This window comes from Vibrio sp. KUL70, assembly GCF_059725515.1.
Window position 1 is genome coordinate 256,963 of the sequence record NZ_AP045835.1, and the last position, 16,571, is coordinate 273,533.

The 16,571-nt window shown below is 45.6% G+C and carries 13 protein-coding genes; 10 read left to right on the forward strand and 3 right to left on the reverse strand.

Annotated elements, in window-relative coordinates; genetic code table 11:
• Positions 1-345 precede the first annotated feature (345 nt).
• From fruB to AC6I7V_RS15240, 4 genes are all read left to right on the forward strand, one after another.
• A complete protein-coding gene (fruB, locus tag AC6I7V_RS15225; protein WP_498012165.1) occupies positions 346-1,479 on the forward strand; it encodes a fused PTS fructose transporter subunit IIA/HPr protein in 1,134 nt (377 codons plus the stop codon).
• Positions 1,480-1,488: 9 nt separating this feature from the next.
• Complete coding sequence (pfkB, locus tag AC6I7V_RS15230) at positions 1,489-2,469, forward strand: 1-phosphofructokinase (RefSeq protein WP_498012166.1); 981 nt, start codon at positions 1,489-1,491, stop codon at positions 2,467-2,469.
• A gap of 15 nt (positions 2,470-2,484) precedes the next feature.
• Complete coding sequence (gene fruA / locus AC6I7V_RS15235; RefSeq protein ID WP_498012167.1) at positions 2,485-4,221, forward strand: PTS fructose transporter subunit IIBC; 1,737 nt, start codon at positions 2,485-2,487, stop codon at positions 4,219-4,221.
• A 145-nt stretch (positions 4,222-4,366) separates the two neighbouring features.
• Positions 4,367-5,802, forward strand: a protein-coding gene (locus AC6I7V_RS15240) for an IS1182 family transposase (protein WP_498010782.1) whose coding sequence is annotated in 2 segments (ribosomal slippage) — positions 4,367-5,540 and positions 5,540-5,802 — 1,437 coding nt in all. Because the reading frame shifts where the segments join, the coding sequence is not laid out codon by codon here.
• A gap of 174 nt (positions 5,803-5,976) precedes the next feature.
• On the opposite strand, the gene AC6I7V_RS15245 is transcribed toward AC6I7V_RS15240, so the two are convergent.
• Positions 5,977-6,300 (reverse strand): DOPA 4,5-dioxygenase family protein, encoded by a 324-nt coding sequence (locus AC6I7V_RS15245; RefSeq protein WP_255232600.1) that lies wholly within the window; start codon positions 6,298-6,300, stop codon positions 5,977-5,979.
• A gap of 149 nt (positions 6,301-6,449) precedes the next feature.
• Positions 6,450-7,310, reverse strand: coding sequence for a glutathione-dependent disulfide-bond oxidoreductase (gene yghU / locus AC6I7V_RS15250; RefSeq protein ID WP_498012168.1), 861 nt, complete (start codon positions 7,308-7,310; stop codon positions 6,450-6,452).
• Positions 7,311-7,581: 271 nt separating this feature from the next.
• On the opposite strand from yghU, the gene AC6I7V_RS15255 reads away from it, so the two are divergent.
• Positions 7,582-7,926: a YajD family HNH nuclease gene (locus AC6I7V_RS15255; RefSeq protein WP_032552302.1), complete on the forward strand. Its 345-nt coding sequence runs from the start codon at positions 7,582-7,584 to the stop codon at positions 7,924-7,926.
• 289 nt (positions 7,927-8,215) lie between these two features.
• Here AC6I7V_RS15255 and AC6I7V_RS15260 read toward each other — a convergent pair whose 3' ends face one another.
• Positions 8,216-8,593, reverse strand: coding sequence for an NADH:ubiquinone oxidoreductase (locus tag AC6I7V_RS15260; protein ID WP_150897323.1), 378 nt, complete (start codon positions 8,591-8,593; stop codon positions 8,216-8,218).
• A 593-nt stretch (positions 8,594-9,186) separates the two neighbouring features.
• Between AC6I7V_RS15260 and AC6I7V_RS15265 the strand changes: the two genes are divergently transcribed.
• The 5 genes from AC6I7V_RS15265 (at position 9,187) to AC6I7V_RS15285 (ending at position 16,509) form a co-directional block, all read left to right on the forward strand.
• Positions 9,187-10,422, forward strand: a complete 1,236-nt coding sequence (locus AC6I7V_RS15265) for an L-lactate MFS transporter (protein ID WP_255232598.1) — start codon at positions 9,187-9,189, stop codon at positions 10,420-10,422.
• A 129-nt stretch (positions 10,423-10,551) separates the two neighbouring features.
• Positions 10,552-12,192, forward strand: a complete 1,641-nt coding sequence (locus AC6I7V_RS15270) for a VRR-NUC domain-containing protein (protein ID WP_498012169.1) — start codon at positions 10,552-10,554, stop codon at positions 12,190-12,192.
• Between the two features lie 168 nt (positions 12,193-12,360).
• The gene (locus AC6I7V_RS15275) at positions 12,361-13,107 is read left to right on the forward strand and encodes a response regulator transcription factor (protein ID WP_261883849.1); all 747 of its coding nucleotides are present in this window, start codon (positions 12,361-12,363) and stop codon (positions 13,105-13,107) included.
• Positions 13,104-14,438, forward strand: a complete 1,335-nt coding sequence (locus tag AC6I7V_RS15280; protein ID WP_498012170.1) for a histidine kinase sensor domain-containing protein — start codon at positions 13,104-13,106, stop codon at positions 14,436-14,438. The genes AC6I7V_RS15275 and AC6I7V_RS15280 overlap by 4 nt, the downstream gene beginning before the upstream one ends.
• 151 nt (positions 14,439-14,589) lie before the next feature.
• Entirely contained in the window at positions 14,590-16,509 is a 1,920-nt protein-coding gene (locus tag AC6I7V_RS15285) for a TonB-dependent receptor domain-containing protein (protein WP_498012171.1), read from the forward strand.
• Positions 16,510-16,571: the final 62 nt, after the last annotated feature.

Here is a 16,571-nt window from a genome sequence, read left to right on the forward strand (position 1 = left end):
GTTCGGATCCTCAGAATGGTTGAATTATATGCTGAATCGATTCAGTATTAAAGCTGAAAGGATTCAGCAAAATCCGAAAAGTGACTCGAATCATCTTTTTTTAGCGACTTTGAGATTAATGACTATCATTTAAGACTATCTTTAAAAAGAAACGAAGCACGGTAAGCAGCAATATCAGTTTTATCAAGAGAACTGGGCTTTGCTGAATTTTTTTACTCTTTTTGCTGAACCGATTCAGCTAAACGTTCAGCAAGGTGTTCAGCACTCAATAAGCAGAACTTGAATCGGGATAACAGCAACAATGAAGCGACAAGCTCAAACAAAGCAATAAGCTAAAGAGGCAACATGCTTAAATTAACTAAATCTGACATTTCGCTTGGTCAATCTGCGCAAGATAAGTTCCAAGCTATTCGTAACATCGCTGGCAAACTGACTGAGAAAGGTCTGGTTGATGAAGGTTACGTAGAGGGAATGCTTAACCGTGAAAACCAAAACTCTACTTTCCTTGGTAACGGTATCTCCATCCCTCATGGCACGACAGACACTCGTGGTTTAGTAAAAGAGACTGGCGTTGCCGTACACCACTTCCCTGAAGGCATCGACTGGGCAGACGGTAACCGTGTTTACGTCGCCATCGGTATTGCAGCAAAATCAGACGAACACTTAGGCATTCTAAAGCAGCTAACCAAAGTACTTTCTGCTGACGGCGTTGAGCAAAAGCTGCAACAAGCAAAAACAGAAGACGAAATCATCGCCCTACTTCACGGTGAAGTTCAGCTTGAAGCAGACCTAGACGCTTCTTTAGTTCAACTTAAATTTCCAGCAAGCGACATAGTACAAATGTCTGCCGTTGCGGGCGGCCTACTGAAAAACACGGGTTGTGCTGATAATGCATTCGTTGCTGATCTAGTGACTAAAACACCAACTCACTTGGGCCAAGGCTTGTGGCTTATCGGTAGCGACAAAGGCGTGACTCGCACTGCTGTGTCTTTTGTTTCTACGGCTAATGATTGTGAGTTTGAAGGCACTCAAGTGAAAGCGCTTGTCGCATTCGCAGCGTGTAACAGCGCACACCAAAACATCCTAGCAAACCTAAGTCAGCTGGTTTTTGAAGGTAAGCAAAATGCACTTATCGATTCAGACATTGAAGGTGTGATTGCGCAGCTAAAAGGCGAAGCACCAAGCACTGCTGCTGAAGGCTCAGACAACCAAGCAATCTTTAAGATCAAAAACGCACACGGCCTACACGCTCGCCCTGGCGCGATGCTAGTTGCAGAAGCGAAGAAATTCGATGCAGCAATCCGCGTATCCAACCTAGACGGCGACGGAAAAGAAGTGAACGCGAAGAGCCTAATGAAAGTGATCGCTCTAGGCGTGAAACACGGTCACCAACTTCAGTTCACGGCTGAAGGTGATGATGCAGCGCAAGCTATTGAATCAATTGGTAAAGCCATCGCTTCTGGCCTTGGTGAAGGTTAAGGATTGGCAATGACTGAATTAAAGCAAATCAAAGCCGTTACGGTAACGCTGAACCCAGCATTAGACCTGACTGGCAGCGTTGATACGCTAAACGTAGGTTCAGTGAGCTTGGTAAACCAAGGCTCGCTACACGCTGCGGGCAAAGGCGTAAACGTAGCAAAAGTGCTGTCTGAGCTGGGCGCAAAAGTAACCGTTACGGGTTTCTTGGGTCGCAACAATGAAGAGGCATTTTGCCAACTGTTTGCAGAGATGGGTGCAACCGACCGCTTCATTCGTGTCGACGGCGCAACGCGCATCAACGTGAAGCTAGTGGAAACCTCCGGCCAAGTTAGTGACATTAACTTCCCAGGCGTACCGGTTGATCAAGATGCGATCAACGCATTTGAAAAAACACTGCTAGAACTTGCAGAAGACCACGAATACTTTGTGATTGCCGGTAGCTTACCTCAAGGCGTATCTCCAGAGCTTTGTGCCTCTTGGGTACAACGCCTACGCGACCTAGGTAAGAAGGTATTGTTCGACAGCAGCCGCGATGCACTAAAAGCAGGTATCAATGCTCAGCCTTGGCTTATCAAGCCTAACGACGAAGAGCTGTCTCAACTGTTCAATGCAGAACTTACAACGCCTAAGCAGTGCCAACAGGCAGGCCAAGCGCTGAGCGAGAAAGGCATTGAGAACATTGTTGTTTCTCTAGGAGCAGATGGCGTGATGTGGCTTAACCAAGGTGAATGGTTACACGCTCAACCACCACGAATGCAAGTTGTGAGCACAGTTGGCGCAGGCGACACCTTAGTCGCTGGCCTATGTTGGGGTCACATGCAGCAGATGCCAAAACCAGAACTTATCAAATTCGCAACCGCACTATCTGCCCTAGCCGTTTCGCAGGTAGGTGTGGGTGTAACCAGCCAACAAGAGCTGGATTCAGTACTACAAAATATCCAATTACAGGTGCTTAGTGCTCCAACTAGCCAGTTAGACACAAGCAAATAGGACAAAAGGTTTATTATGAATATTACCATTATCACCGCATGCCCAAGTGGCGTTGCAAACAGCATCATCGCAGCAGGGCTGCTTGAGAAAGCCGCAAAACAGCTAGGTTGGAGTGCCAGTATTGAGTGCCAGTCAAGCGTTCTTCCAAATGAAGCTGTTTCTGAAGAAGCGATTGCACGCAGCGACGCTGTCGTTATTGCAGCAAACACAGACGTAGACACACAGCGCTTTGTTGGCAAGAAGGTTTACCAAGCGCCAATCTCTGAATGTACTGCAGACGCAAAAGCATTTCTTGAAAGTGCAGTAGCAAACGCAACTGTATTGGACGCTTCACAAGTAACGACCGCTGCAACTGAAGTCGCCACAAGCGGTGCTAAGAAGATTGTTGCGATTACAGCTTGCCCGACGGGTGTTGCTCACACTTTCATGGCGGCTGAAGCGCTAGAGAACGAAGGCCAACGTCTTGGTCACCAAATCAAGGTTGAAACTCGTGGCTCTGTAGGTGCGAAGAACCAACTGACGGATCAAGAGATTGCAGAAGCGGATCTTGTTATCATCGCAGCGGACATCGACGTACCACTCGACCGTTTTGATGGTAAGCCACTTTATAAAACAACAACGGGTCCTGCGCTTAAAAAGACAACTCAAGAGTTTGAAAAAGCGTTCGCTGAAGCAAAACCTTACCAACACACTGCATCTTCTTCACAAGCAGCACCTGCTGATGAGAAGAAAGGCGTGTACAAGCATCTAATGACAGGTGTATCTCACATGCTACCTGTTGTTGTAGCGGGTGGTTTGATCATCGCGCTCTCTTTCGTATTCGGTATCGAAGCGTTTAAAGAAGAAGGTACGCTAGCGGCAGCACTGATGACTATCGGTGGTGGTTCAGCATTCGCATTGATGATTCCGGTTCTTGCTGGTTTCATTGCATTCTCAATTGCTGACCGTCCGGGTCTGGCTCCGGGTCTAATCGGCGGTATGCTGGCTAGCTCAACAGGTGCTGGTTTCCTAGGTGGTATCGCGGCTGGTTTCATTGCAGGTTACTCTGCGAAGTTCATTGCTGACAAGGTTCAACTTCCACAATCTATGGAAGCGCTTAAGCCAATTCTTATCATTCCATTTATCGCAAGCTTGTTCACTGGCCTTGTGATGGTTTACATCGTGGGAGGTCCGGTTTCTGGCGTAATGAGCGCAATGACAGACTTCCTAAACAACATGGGTACGTCTAACGCGATTCTGCTAGGCGTGATTCTAGGCGCAATGATGTGTTTCGACCTTGGTGGCCCAGTAAACAAAGCAGCTTACACATTCGGTGTTGGTCTACTGGCTTCACAAACTTACGCACCAATGGCAGCGATCATGGCAGCAGGTATGGTTCCTGCTCTAGGTATGGGCCTTGCGACTTTCCTAGTGAAAGACAAGTTTGAAGCGGGCGAGCGTGAAGCAGGTAAAGCGTCGTTCGTTCTTGGTCTATGTTTCATCTCTGAAGGCGCGATTCCATTCGCAGCGAAAGACCCAATGCGTGTTATCCCAGCGTGTATGGCAGGTGGTGCTCTGACTGGTGCTCTATCAATGCTGTTCGGTGCTCAACTGATGGCTCCACACGGTGGTCTATTCGTACTGCTGATTCCAGGTGCTATCTCTCCGGTGCTTATGTACCTAGTAGCGATTGCAGCAGGTACAGCAGTAACAGGTTTTGGTTACGCAGCGCTTAAGAAAATGAGCGATTCAAAGGTAACTGCAGAAGCTTAACCCCCACTTCATTAAGCTCCTATAAACTGCTCATTAGCAGAACAAAGGCTCCTCATTTGAGGAGCCTTTCAGACTGCTGACAAAGGTCTAGCTTTCAAGCTAGACCTTTGATCTAATAGGGGTATCGAAATATGGATATCTCACTATGCTTCAAGAGCCTTCACCTCAACAATATGAACTCGAAATGGTCACCATGGAACAGCTCGTTCCTCAGAACCATTTAGTTCGTAAGATAGATAAAGCCATCGACTTCGAGTTTATCCGTAATGAAGTCGCTCACCTCTACTGTAAAGACAACGGTCGCCCACCTGTTGACCCTGTACGCCTGTTTAAAATCATCCTGCTTGGTTACCTCTTCGGAATAAAAAGCGAGCGACAACTCGTGAAAGAGATTGAAGTCAATGTCGCTTATCGATGGTTCCTGCGTATGTCACTGACAGAGAAAGTTATCCATGCATCGACACTCAGCCAAAACCGTATTCGCCGCTTTAATGGTACCGATGTGTTTGAGCGTATCTTTATCAATATCGTAGAGCAGGCAATGGCGAAAGGTTTGGTCGCAGGCCAAGAACTATTTACTGACAGCACGCACCTAAAAGCCAATGCCAACAAAAATAAGCACACGAACAAAGTGACTAAGGTTCGCGCCAGTGCTTATCTTGATATGCTCGATGAAGATGTCGCGCTAGACCGAGAGAAAGAGGGTAAGAAACCTCTAAAGTCACGTACCGCTGAGCCTAAAACTAAGAGCACCAAAACGAGTACTACCGACCCGGAAAGTGGCTTCATGACTCGAGATAATAAGCCCCAAGGCTTCTTCTATCTCGACCACCGTACAGTGGATGGACAGCATGGCATTATCTTAGATACCCATGTCACAGCAGGTAATATCAATGACTCTCAACCTTATGTGAAGCGTCTGGACTATACCCTAGAGCAATTTAACCTTAATCCAATCGCCGTTGGACTCGACGCGGGCTACTTCACTGCGCCAGTCGCTGAGTCATTAGAGCGTCGAAATATCTTAGGCGTGTTCGGTTATCGCAGACCATCGAGAACAAAGAATGCGTTCAAGAAAAAGCACTTCATCTACAATGGAGAGCGAGACAGTTACCGCTGCCCTAACGGTCAAGAGCTCATCTATAAAACAACGTCTAGAGATGCGTATCGTGAGTATCACTCCGACCCGAAAGAGTGTGCGTTCTGTCCAATGAGAGATGACTGTACGCAAAGTAAAAATATAAAGAAAGTCATTACAAGACATATCTATACGGACGCGATGGATAGAGCCAACCAAATGCGGCTCTCACCTTATGGAAAAAGACGTATAGGCGAAGAAGTGAGACGGTAGAGCGGAGCTTCGCCGACGCTAAGCAGCACCATGGTCACCGTTATGCCCGCTTCCGCGGGCTCTCGAAAGTGCAAATGCAATGTTGGTTGGCAGCTGCCGCTCAAAACATCAAGAAGATAGCCTTGGTGGTGAGCTATTTACAAAAAATAGGGCTAAATATGTCCCAAATACGTCAAATTATGGCGTCTAGATGCCAATTTAAGTGTTGGGCTCTTCCAAACTTCGCATAATAAAAAAATATCGCGATCGCGGCCTACGGCCGCTCGAAAAAGAGAACCCCACTTCAAAAAGTGGGGTTCGTCAGCAATCTGAAAGGCTCCTCATTTGAGGAGCCTTTTTTGTCTGATGTGCCCCGGAAAGGCCGAAGAACAATATAATAACTTAGCTTGTGTTGATATCGCAGCTTAGCTGGTTAATGTTTCTTCAAAGACACCCAGCTCTCGACCAAGCCAAATAGCACGAACAGTATGATCCAATGTTTCTTCACCGCCAGTCACAGGGTGGATAAGCACTGACATATCACCGCGCTCCTGTTCAAGCCATTCAATAATGCCTGAATCTTTATTGGCAAAATGCATCTCGAACATAGGCATTTTGTGAGGGCCTACAAGACGCTGAACCAAAGGGAAAACTTCAAGAACATCTTTTCGCTCTGCAATGATCTTCTGACGAAGCGCTTCGGCTTGCTCTGCAAATCGCAGAGGGAAATAGATATGACCGTGGTACATAAAACCATCCTTACACAATATGATGGCGGTAGTTTACATAAGTTTGAGTGACTGAACAAAGAAGCTTACCGCTTGATAACTTGACTTTTGATGCGAATACACCACCAACTGTCATCATCAATAAGCTTCTCTGCAATCAAAAAACGGTATTACTCCGGCTTTAGTTTCAATACTTTATCGATATCTTCGGCCGAGTGGCGCTCTGGTAGTTGTTCCCATGCTTCACCCCATGAACGGTTGACAATACGACCGCGCTGGAAGCCTTCACGCACTTCAAGCTGTTTCGCCCAGCGCACAACATTGGTGTATGTCTCCACTTGTAGGAACTCTGCTGCATCATAGAGGTTGCCAAGTACTAGATTGCCGTACCATGGCCAAATCGCCATATCAGCAATCGTCAGTTGGTCACCCGACACAAACTCATTGTTGGCTAACTGCTTATCTAGTACATCCAATTGACGTTTTGCTTCCATCGCAAAGCGGTTAATTGGGTACTCTTGCTTTTCGTCGGCGTAAGCATAGAAGTGACCAAAACCGCCACCTAGGAATGGTGCTGAGCCTTGTGCCCAGAACAACCAGTTGATCGCTTGAGTACGTGCAGCCCCCTCTTTTGGTAAGAAGTGACCAAATTTCTCTGCTAAATGCATCAGAATCGAAGCCGACTCAAAGACATTAACCGCTTCGTCGCCAGACTTATCAACCAATGCTGGGATCTTAGAGTTCGGGTTCACACCCACAAAACCAGAAGAGAATTGATCCGACTCTCCGATGTTGATCAGGTACGCATCGTACTCGGCTTCTTTCACGCCTTGTGCAAGCAACTCTTCAAGCATAATCGTAACTTTTTGACCGTTCGGAGTGCCTAGCGAGTAAAGTTGCAGAGCGTGTTCGCCAACTGGCAGATCGCGTTCGAATCTCGCGCCAGATTCAGGGCTATTGATGTTTGCCCATTTATTTCCGCCGTCGGTATTGTTTACCCAAACTTTCGGTGGAGTGTATTGTTCTGACATAGTATTTCCTTTTTGATATAGGGTCTCACACATTGATATTAGGTCACAGTCTCTCGGTTAAAACCCCCGAATACGATTTATTTTCAAACTGTTAAGCATGGCTTATTCCAGAAAGAAATAACCGTGTTTGTCGGTTCTAAATTAGGCGAGAACTGCACGAGTGAATTTAAAGCACATCGTTGAAAATTGGGACATGATTTGCGATGACTCAACAACGCTTTGAAGACAGCTGTGATAAAATCACGCCAATACAATAACTAGGAATTTAGCAATGTCGTCTGATTACAATGGTTCAAGTGCCGCGTATGCACGAAAAGAGAGTGGCTACCGTGAAAAAGCACTGAAACTCTACCCTTGGGTTTGTGGAAAATGCGCACGAGAGTTTGTGTATTCAAACCTGCGTGAGTTAACTGTCCACCACGTTGATCACGACCACACCAATAACCCGGAAGATGGCAGTAACTGGGAGCTGTTATGCCTGTACTGTCACGATCACGAACATTCTAAGTACACTGACCATGAGCGTTATGGCGTGGATGCGAAAGCAGAGCTCGATAACCACCAGCACGCGACGCACAACCCGTTTGCTGATCTTGCAAAAATGATGAAGAAATAGCGTAATCTTCAGATACCACGGATACACAAATACCCCCAACAGGTTCTCATACCAATCACAGTAAATAGGTGATCAAAAATAGCGCAGGAAAAAGGCTTGAGAACAAGGCAGAATTTTTCGATAAGTAGTTATTCTACAATCAAAAATTCTAACGCAGTTATCGAGCATTTTAACAAGCTAGGGTGAGCAATTATTTACTACGATTGGTATCACCTATTGGGGGTATTTTTCATTTGCTACAGGCGTAAAAAAGCCTTCCGAAGAAGGCTTTTAAGAATCTGTTTTTGAATTATGCCGCTTGCTTGCGAGCCTCTTCAATCTGCTTCTCACGTTTCTTTAGCGTTAGCTTATCGCGGTAAGAGAACCACACGTAAGACACAACCACTAAGAAGAACAAGTAAGACAACGAGAAGATAAACGGGGACTGGATAATGTCGTTCGAAATACCCCAAGAAACACCGATAACCGTAACCGCAATTTTTGCGAAGAAACCACATAGTAGTAGAACTAGAGCCAATTGTGGGAAACGCGTGCTGCGAAACGCCAACCAGTAGCAGCTACCTACAGCCAGAGCTGCAATGTAGAAGCCGAACAAGAAAGAATGAATATGATCAGCAGCTGCAACACCACCCGTAATCGACATCAATAGAATTAAAAATAGTTTCATAATACTCGCCTCATGTAGACTAGAAACGCATCCTTTCAAATTTGGAATCTCAGTTTGCGTACTATTTTCCCACTTTTTCCGCACAAAACAAGCCCAAGAATTGAACAAATTGTAACCGAGACACCCCATCAAAATCATTATTAACATTAACTTAACATTATGGTTTTTAAGAAACTAAGCCCCCACTAGCTTTGTGGCAAATACCGACCAAATTGATTTGTTTTGTTACACAAAATTAACCATCGAAATAATTTAAAATTAATTGCAATGATGTGATGGTCGCACGTTTTGTAGGGGTACTACCGATAAGAGTGAGCTCAAGGCGATAAATAGTGAGGGCGTAATGACCAGCTTGTACAAAAAAGAAAGGTGTTCACAACAACTGCAACACCTAGAAAAAACAGTTCGTTAACAACTTGAGTTTTATTTTGATAAAAAGGCAAAAAGAGATTCCAATCACATTTTTATTGGTTATAATCCGCGCTCTTTTGCGCTATCTGTTGATAAACGCAAACTAATTTTGAATAAACCATCACAATAACCCGTTTTCTGTTGAGTTACCCGCTCAATGGATGACAGAAACGAGAATAAAAATGAGCAAGATTGATAAAGCTACACGTATCCTGCTAGCAGGCTTCTGTATCAACCTTTGTCTTGGCATCCTGTATGCTTGGAGTGTATTTAACAAAGCCCTACAAGGTGAAGGCTGGTCTGCAGCTGAAGCATCTGCACCATACGCGACTGCAACAATCACATTCTCAATCTGTCTTCTTGTTGCTGGTATCCTGCAAGACCGCATGGGTCCACGTAAGATCCTTATCCTTGGTACTGCACTAACTGGTCTTGGTATGATCGCGTCTGGTTTCGCGACATCTCCACTGATGCTAAACATCACGTTCGGTGTTGTAGCAGGTGCTGGTATCGGCTTCGGTTACGCTTGTCTTTCTCCTTCTGCAATGAAGTGGTTCCACCCTTCTAAGAAAGGTATGGTTAACGGCCTAATCGCAGCAGGCTTCGGTCTAGCAGCAATTTACCTTGCTCCAGTAACAGCGGCTCTTATCGAGAGCATGGGCATCCAAACAAGCTTTAAGATTCTTGGTGCTGGTGTACTAGCGATTGCAGTACCGCTAGCAGCAACAATCAACAACCCACCAGCGGGTTACTCTCCAGCTGAACCAAAAGTTAAAGCGGGTCAAGCACCAAAGGTTGTTAAGAAGAGCGAAGACCTGTCTTGGAAAGTAATGCTGAAAACCCCTCAGTTCTACTCTCTATGGATCATGTACGCATTCGCAGCTTCTGTTGGTCTAATGATCATCGGTAACATCACAAGTATCGCAAGCGCGCAAGCTAACCTACCAAACGCGGTTTACCTTGCTTCTATCCTTGCTGTATTTAACTCAGGCGGTCGTGTTGCTGCTGGTATGCTTGCTGACAAAATCGGTGGCGTTCGTACTCTTCTACTTGCATTCATCCTGCAAGGCGCAAACATGGCTCTATTCGCTACGTTTAACACTGAGTTCACGCTAATCATCGGTACAGCGGTTGCAGCGGTTGGTTACGGTACTCTACTTGCAGTATTCCCAACGCTTACTGCAGAGTTCTACGGCCTTAAGAACTACGGTACAAACTACGGTGTGCTTTACACAGCATGGGGTATCGGTGGTGCAATCGGTACAGCGGTTGTTGGTTACTCAATGACTAACGGCGATAGCTACGGCCTTGCTTACACTATCTCTGCAGCAATGATGGCAGTATGTATTGTTCTTGCAATCATCACTAAGCCTATGTCTGAAGCAAAAGTTGCCGAGCTAAAAGCATCTCAAGCTTAATCTGATAAAAGATTGAATTTGAAAAGAAAGAGCTTAACCTTAGGGTTAGGCTCTTTTTGTATCTGCGTCCTATAAACTGGTTGGGTTAGAAGGAAGCCTTTTCAAATAACGGATTGATGAGACAAAGACTTGCTAGACAACACACCTGTACTACCACCAACTTATTACCTCGATAACTTCCAACGCCTTATCGAACACGCCCAACAGTGGTATCTAGATCTACTTACCCCTCAAGAGCAAGAGTGGCTGAGACGTTTCATGGCTTTGCCCTCGCCCGCTCGTTGTGCTCTTGTGAGAATGTTCAGCCGCAAAGGACATTGGTTTCGAAGCGATAAGCTTAACTATCAAGAAATCGACGATTCTCCGCTGCAACTTGAACGCCTTGGCGAACAAGGCTTTATTCGCTCAAGCAAGGGAATGAATGAAGCTCGACCGGTCATCTCCTATTCAGAGTTAGCGCGAGAGCTACTAACGAAGCCAGAGCTGTTTCAGGTATTCCCAGATCTCGTATCAAACCGCGCCGCTCGTAAGGATATCTTGCTACAGCAGTTGCCAGACCAGACATTCACTGGTTTTGATCAGCTTCCGTTTGCCTGCATTGAACTGCTACATCCTGAGTTCATCAACCTATTACTTGTGCTTTTCTTTGGCAATACTCACCAAGATCTAAGCCAATTTGTGTTGAGTGATTTGGGACTAAACACCTTCGAGCCGGTAACTATTACTCTCGAAACTCGATTCTTTCAAAGCCGTGAGCAAGTAGACGAACTGTTAACGCTGCACAAGATTCACAACCAATACTATGAGATCACAACAAAAGACTCCGAATCTCTCACTGATCTGCTGGATAGCATACCAACCAACAGCGATCACACTGCGCTAATTCGACGCCGATCCAAGCTGATCAATTTGATTGCCAGAGATCTTGAGCGATTGGGAGAGTATCAACTCGCCCTACACTATTTTGCTCAATCGCACCTACCCCCAAGTCGTGAACGACAGGCGCGTATTCATGACAAGCTAAACCAAACCCAAGCAATGAGTGACGTTGTCACCGATATGCTCCAGTGTCCGATTGATGTCGCAGAGTTAGAAGTGGCGCACAAGTTAGAACAAAGAGTACAAAGACTTCAAGGTCACAAAGTACCACGAACCAAAAAGCCAACCTGTGAGAATGAACATCTAAAATTGGACCTCAGCACGGTACGCGTCGAGGAGGCCGTGCGCGCACATATGGAAACACAAGGTTGGCATTGTTACTTCAGCGAGAATACCTTTCTCAACGGTTTGTTTGGCTTGGCATTTTGGGACGTGATATTTGCGGAAGTGGATGGCGCCTTTATCAACCAGTATCAATATCGCCCTCTCGACCTATACCACGACGACTTTGTTAGCAAGAGACAAGAGTTGATAGAGCAAACCTTTAGTGCACTCAATGATGAAGGCACACGAATCTTATTGGATACATTTCAAGCCAAACAAGGTATCGCTAACCCTTTTGTGCAGTGGGCCTACTTCTCCAAAGATCTTTTAGAGCGAGCGATCGAACATATTCCGCTACCTGTGCTTTGTGACCTGTTTAGAGTATTACTCAAAGATCTCAAACTGTATCGAACGGGTATGCCTGATCTGATTGCTTTCAATGAGTACGGCTTTCGTTGGGTAGAAGTGAAAGGACCCGGGGATAAGCTCCAAGACAATCAGTGGCGTTGGATTAAAGAGTTCGACAAACTGGGCATACCTTTTTCTGTCTGCTGGATAAATCAGTAACATTCAGAGAGCTAACAGAACCACCGATAGAAATACAAGTAATACTCAAATGAAAACTCGGGGCGCGTCCAATTTGATGCATTTGGTTACAAAGGCATCGCTATGCTCGTTGCATTCACCACACCAATTATTGATAATAGTTTTCATTATCAATAATTGGTGTGCCTTATGTTGTCTTTCGATTACTCTCCTACCCCCTCAAAAGTAAAAGATCCTACGTCAGGTCGGCTCCTTGTTGTCGAGGACGACATAACCCTCAATGAACACCTTAGTGACTTGTTAAGTAATCGTGGCTATCAAGTGTCAAGTACCACTTGTGGCGAAAAAGCGCTAGAGCTTCTTAGGCTAGAAAGCTTCGACCTAATATTACTGGATGTCGACTTACCCAAGGTTGATGGCTTCAGCATTCTTAATTTTGTTCATGAGAGCTCACAAACTCCAGTGATCATGCTAACCGCTTATGGTGCGGAAGAGCATCGTATTCGAGGTTTTAAATCGGGTGCTGATGACTACATCTCTAAGCCATGCAGCTTCACCGAAATCAGCTTGCGAGTTGAAGCTGTCCTTAGACGCAGCAAGCCTGAACCTCTTAACCAAACTCCCTCACACCGCCTTCAGCATCATGAGCTCACCCTCGACAGACTCACCCACAACGTTAGTGTGACTATCGATAATCAACAGCAAACGACTGAACTAACTCCAACTCAATTCAAGCTTCTCTGGGTATTGGTTCAAAATGCAGGTTCGGTTCAAAACAAGCCATTTTTATATCAAGCGGTACTCGAACGAGAGTTTAGTCAATACGATCGCAGCTTAGATATGCACCTCTCCAGAGTCAGAAAAAAGCTACTCTCCTTTGGTATGCCTAACGACCGTATTCAAACCGTGCATGGTAAGGGATACATCGTAAAATGAGTCGATTATTGTTTTGGCGCTTATTTATCGTACTGTCGTGTGGCGTAGTGATCTTTTTTTCTCTATTGCACAGTGCCGCAATACTCTCAAACGAGAAAATGAGTTACATAAAAAAGAATCATCAACAAGAGATCCTCACTTGGGGTCAGACTGCTCAAAACTTCTTAGCCAAGCAGCAGTTTTCAGAGCTTGATATTTGGCTTGATGATCTCGCTGAAGCCGAAAATACTTGGGTAACAGTGGTTCAGTCTAGCATTGATGTCGTCGCAGGTAATGAACTCAATCAGCGCTTCTGGGAGGGTTACGGAATTGGCCGCAATGTTGAGTGGAAAATACACTTAGACTTTCCTGACAATCCAATCATGGAGGTCGCACTCAGTCCTTCTAACTATCATTTCCTGGTTATACTTCCTGATAGAATGCGTCCCGGAACCTACATATCTCATGCATTCTGGCTATTTCGCTTTATCATCCCGTTTTCTACGCTTCTCGCACTGACTGTCTATTTGTATCGTTACGTGATGCGTCCACTACACCAGTTTCATTGTGCAACGCAAGAGTTCAGCAAAGGCAATTACTCAGCGCGCATTCCAACACAACTCACGCGAGGCAACGATGAATTTAGCCAGATTGCATGCACATTCAACGCGATGGCTGAAAAAACTTCGGATGTCATCACCCACAATCGAAACCTAATCTCCGACATGTCCCATGAAATCAGAACACCGATTGCTCGTGTTGAAACTGCGATTGATTGTATCGAGCAAAACATCAAGGCCGACGCCATGATGAAGCGAATCAAAAGCGAAACCAGAAACATGCGTGAGTTGGCTGAAGATACCTTAACTTTGGCTTGGTTAGAGAACGAAAATCCCGACCTTCGACAAGAGTGTTTCGATCTGATTGAGTTGGTTGAAGCGATCGTCGAGGATGCTCGATTTGAATTTTCTAACAAACAGATCCTGCTTAACTCTTCAGATACAATGATGCTTCGCAACTCCAACCAGAGAGCTTTAGCACATGCAATAGAGAATATCTTGCGTAATGGTCTTCGTTACACACCTGAAGGTGAACAACTTTCAATCAATATTGTAAGTGAAAAGTCGACAGTGAAGCTCACTCTCACGGACAGTGGACCGGGTATTGATCCGCAACTTTATAGCAAGATGTTTACCCCGTTCTTTAAAGCACATAACCAAGTTGGCACTCGCAAAGGGTTTGGGGTTGGGCTAGCACTCGCCAAACGTCACATAGAAGCCGTTAGGGGCTCGGTTAGCGCTCGCAACGCACCAGACAAAGGGCTTTGCGTAAGTATCGAGCTGCCGATTTAGTCGAGCACATTCCAATTCACGCTATCGTTGTGAAGTAGCTGTTCTATATGGCAATTTCTGATATGTAACATTTGTAAAATTGATTTACTCAATACCCAAATTACACCAAAATCCAGTTCGATAATAATTCTCATTAACATCGGAGGTTTCGGTGAATTTACCAGCCACTTTTAAATTAAGCCCTATTGCTTTATCTCTGCTTCTCATTTCTAACAGTGCTTTTTCTGCGGACGATACTGAGGTCATCGAAGTGACCGGTCACCAAGTTCATACTGAAGACCTGACCATCACTGCAGATGACTTGGACAAGCGTCAAGCCCAAGATCTCAACGACATTTTTCGTGGTGATGCTGAAGTAAGCGTGGGTGGCTCTTCAGGCATATCTCAAAAGATCTATGTACGTGGCCTTGAAGACACCATGCTGAATATTTCTGTTGATGGTGCTGAGCAGTCGGGCAGCCTATTCCATCACCAAGGTCGACTCTCGATTGAGCCAGAACTGCTCAAACAAGTCGATGTCAGTGCGGGTGCAGGCCGTGCGACAAATGGTCCGGGAGCACTAGGTGGTGCCATCCAATTTAAGACCAAAGACGCTCATGATCTGCTCCATCCAAACGATAGCTTTGGCGCACAGGTCAAAGGTGGTTATTACACCAACAACGATGGTTACAAAGTCTCTACGAGTCTTTACGGTGAAGTTACCGAAGGCTTAGGGTTACTTGCCTCGTTTGGTTACGTTGATGGCCAGAATATCAAAGATGGAAACGGTGATAGCCAGCCTTATACGGCTTTAGAGCAAACTGTGGCGCTCCTTAAACTCTCAGGTCAAGTTACTGAAAGTCAGTACTTATCTTTGAGTTACGACTTCCGCCAAGACGATGGCCGTCGCTTAAATCGACCACACTTTCAGCCAAGTTTCAAAAACGACCCATTAGACCAAGAGGCCGACCGTCATACAATTACTGCGTCTCACAAATACACGGGCAGCGATAGGCTAAATGTTGAGAGTACGCTCTACAACACCAGCAATCGCATCGCGCACAAAAACCACCCAAGATGGGGGACCAGTGACGGTTCAATTGAGACCTATGGTGCAAAAATCAGTAACACCTCGAACTGGACAACAAATACGGCTATCTACGGTGTCGACTACAAAAATGATACTGCAGATTTTGACACGGGTTCCGGTGCTCAAAACAGTAAAGAGAAAGGCAAGGTTTACGGTTTGTTTGTTCAAGACGATTGGCGCATTACCCAAGACTTAACACTCACTGCGGGAGCTCGTTACGACTGGTATAAACTGGAAGACAATAAAGACCAGAAATTTGATTCTAGCGGCTTTAGCCCCAATGCTGGTTTAGATTACAAGATCACGCCTTCTATCAATGTATTTGCTAGCTACGCTGAAGCGTTTCGCGGTCAACAGATCAAAGAGCTGTTCGTCATCGATTACAAAGAGAACGACCCGAATCGCAAACCGGAAAAAGCGCAAAACACAGAGTTCGGCATGGCTTATCAAGCACAAGATCTCGCCATTGGAGCCACCTTTTTCTATAGCGAAATCGAAGATGTTGTCGGTGATAACGGCATCATCACCAATGTCGGTGACCTGAAAAACAAAGGCATTAACGCGTACATCAGCTATCAATTTGACCAACTGCGCACACGCCTAAGTTACAGCCAGTCACGCCCAGAGCTGAACGGTGAGCCACTATCAGACGACAGTATGAACATTGGTACATCAGTTGGTGATACATGGGTTCTCGATTTAGGTTACACAGCAACAGAAAGCTTAGAACTTGGCTGGAACGCTCGTTTTGTAGAACGCTTAACCGATGTTGCAGACCCAAGTGCTCACCCTGAAAAGCCTGGCTACGGCGTTCATGACCTTTACGCACAGTGGATTCCCATGTCGAATGACAAGCTGACATTCACTCTGTCAGTGAAGAACGTGTTTGATAAGTTCTACTTCGATCACGCCTCATACATGGAATACATTGGTAGCCCTGTCGCACAAGGCTATGCAAGTGCAGGCCGCGATTTCCGCTTCAACGCGAGCTACTCATTCTAATCGGTAGACACTACTGGTTCTAATCGGTAGGCGCTTCTGGGTCTATTCAATAGGTACTTCCA

Coding starts and splice junctions, on each gene's coding strand:
- AC6I7V_RS15280 (WP_498012170.1), top strand. CDS start 13,104: ATGAGTCGATTATTGTTTTGGCGCTTATTTATCGTACTGTCGTGTGGC.
- AC6I7V_RS15255 (WP_032552302.1), top strand. CDS start 7,582: ATGTCGTCTGATTACAATGGTTCAAGTGCCGCGTATGCACGAAAAGAG.
- AC6I7V_RS15245 (WP_255232600.1), bottom strand. CDS start 6,300: ATGTACCACGGTCATATCTATTTCCCTCTGCGATTTGCAGAGCAAGCC.
- fruA (WP_498012167.1), top strand. CDS start 2,485: ATGAATATTACCATTATCACCGCATGCCCAAGTGGCGTTGCAAACAGC.
- AC6I7V_RS15265 (WP_255232598.1), top strand. CDS start 9,187: ATGAGCAAGATTGATAAAGCTACACGTATCCTGCTAGCAGGCTTCTGT.
- AC6I7V_RS15260 (WP_150897323.1), bottom strand. CDS start 8,593: ATGAAACTATTTTTAATTCTATTGATGTCGATTACGGGTGGTGTTGCA.
- AC6I7V_RS15275 (WP_261883849.1), top strand. CDS start 12,361: ATGTTGTCTTTCGATTACTCTCCTACCCCCTCAAAAGTAAAAGATCCT.
- pfkB (WP_498012166.1), top strand. CDS start 1,489: ATGACTGAATTAAAGCAAATCAAAGCCGTTACGGTAACGCTGAACCCA.
- fruB (WP_498012165.1), top strand. CDS start 346: ATGCTTAAATTAACTAAATCTGACATTTCGCTTGGTCAATCTGCGCAA.
- yghU (WP_498012168.1), bottom strand. CDS start 7,310: ATGTCAGAACAATACACTCCACCGAAAGTTTGGGTAAACAATACCGAC.